Genomic DNA, 2,038 nt, shown 5'->3' with positions numbered 1-2,038 from the left:
ACCGCGCGGTACGCTTACTGATTGATGAACCGACGGTGATCATGAGCCGGGTTGATCAGCTATTGCGGGTGGTGACCGCCAAGCTGGCACGGTGAGACCCCTTGCCGCTTCGTTTTGCCGATTAAACACTGGTACTGTTTTAGACTAGGTAGTGTTTCGCCATCGCCCCAATATCCACTTGAGCCTGCAATCTGGCGGCCAAAAGGTAGGTACCAGCAAGCTTGCGGTGCAGAAAAAGGGCATCAATCGGTGGTGTATGCCAGTAATCTCGATCCATCGCCAGCGTCATCCCGATATCATGCATACGCCTTGGCAAATTTGAGGCGGCAAAATCATAGCGGCCCCGATGGCACAGCGGTTCACAAGCCATCTCGAACAGATCCATGACAGCAGTGATTTGCTGCGCCGTCATCTCGCGGCTGAAGTAACCAATCTGTGTTGCCGCCTCCTGCATCTTGGTGCGATTCTTAGCTATACCCTGCTGCATCAGCAGACGATAACCTTCGACCATGGCCTCCGGCAGTGCTCTAGTGGCACCGAAATCCAACAGCACGATTTTCTGTTCATCCTGGTTGAATCGGTAATTGGCAAAATTCGGGTCAGACTGCAACACCCTGAATTCGAAAATTTCCTTGAGTGCCAGATCAAACAGCAGGGTGGCCACATGATCTCGCAAGGCTTGGGGTGCACTGGCCAAAGACTCGATCGGGCTACCCTCAACCCAGGTCATCGCTAAAACCTGGGGGGTTGTGAGTTCGATATGGGGTTCAGGTAACAGAAAGGCCGAGGTTGCACCGAGGCGTTCTGCATAGCGGCGCATCCAGTCTTGCTCAAGTTGATAGTTCGCCTCGGCATGAAGCTGTTTTTTGGCTTCATCAAGAATGCGATTAATTTCGATGGTCGAAGGAAGCAGCCCCGTCAGTCTCAACAGTGCCGCCACGTTATCAACATCACTATCAATACTTTCGCGAACGCCGGGATACTGCACCTTAATGGCCAGCGCTTGCCCTTGCCGGGTGATGGCATGATGCACCTGTCCAATCGAAGCCGCTGCCGATGGGGTAAAGCTAAAGCGTTCAAACCGATGACTCCAGTCTTTGCCCCAGGCTTTGTCCAGCACGGTGACCAACTGACTCATTGGCATGGAGGCGGCCTCACTGCGCAAGCGGGACATCATGTCTGAAAGTACCGGAGGAATGAGATCACCTGCGTCCATGGACATGAGTTGACCTACTTTCATGGCTGCGCCACGAAGTTTTGCCAATTCATTGGTCACGCGTTTGACATTGGACGGTGTCAGCAACATCCCAGAGACGGTCGGCACCTGCCCTTTTGCCAGATGCCGCGCACCCTCTGCCAGCATGCCGCCAGCCACCGAGGAGGCCATCAACCCAAGCCGTGATAACCGGTGCCAACGACCTGCCGGCACGGCAACCCCATCAATGCCTAGTTTCGTGATTATATCAGTCACCTAATGAGCTTTATCTTTGAGGTCTTTCCGCATCCTGTAATGGATAGGAGTCAGCCTGATAGGCGTAGCCCTTCATGACCTTGACGATGGCAGCCCCGATACCGAGGGTAAACAGTATCGTCCAATACAGGATAAGGAATGCGATAACGCCGATATCAATGCTGATCAGCATCCATTCTTCATTGATGACTCGAGTATTCCAGTCGAACAATCGGGCAATGATCGATGGTTCAACAATGAACAAGGTGCCCCAGCAGAACCAGCGGACCAGAGACTTGAGTATGCGTGTCTCGAAGCCCGGTGGTTCTGGTCTCGGGGCGGGTAATCTTTTGCCGGGAAATTGCATTTCAATGGAGGCGTCTGTTCAGTTCGTCAATGGCCAGGGCCCAGTCCCCATCACCGATAATCTCTTCTTTGAGAAACGCACGTTGCGTCGGGCTCCAGATCGCGGCTCGATACAAGGCAACCTCATTGGGTAGCGGCCGATGCTGGGCAATAAAGGTTTCAACGGAGGCTGTATCGCTGTTCAGACCAAGTTGAGCGAACAGATCTTCTAGACTGTGATGA

3 protein-coding genes are annotated in these 2,038 nt (G+C 53.3%); all 3 read right to left on the bottom strand.

The genetic code is table 11. The features are described 5' to 3' along the window. Positions 1-139: 139 nt before the first annotated feature. Entirely contained in the window at positions 140-1,471 is a 1,332-nt protein-coding gene (locus ACYZYZ_RS10135) for an ABC1 kinase family protein (protein ID WP_461484179.1), read from the bottom strand. A 10-nt stretch (positions 1,472-1,481) separates the two neighbouring features. Then, the gene (locus ACYZYZ_RS10130) at positions 1,482-1,817 is read right to left on the bottom strand and encodes a hypothetical protein (protein ID WP_461484178.1); all 336 of its coding nucleotides are present in this window, start codon (positions 1,815-1,817) and stop codon (positions 1,482-1,484) included. 1 nt (position 1,818) lies between these two features. Then, on the bottom strand, positions 1,819-2,038 hold a 220-nt coding region (locus ACYZYZ_RS10125), incomplete at its 5' end, for a DUF2789 family protein (protein ID WP_461484177.1).

Source organism: Porticoccus sp., from assembly GCA_023261185.1.
GTDB classification, from domain to species: domain Bacteria; phylum Pseudomonadota; class Gammaproteobacteria; order Pseudomonadales; family Porticoccaceae; genus Porticoccus; species Porticoccus litoralis.
The sequence above is the reverse complement of the archived record's forward strand: the minus strand, read 5'-3'. Positions and strand labels throughout refer to the sequence as shown.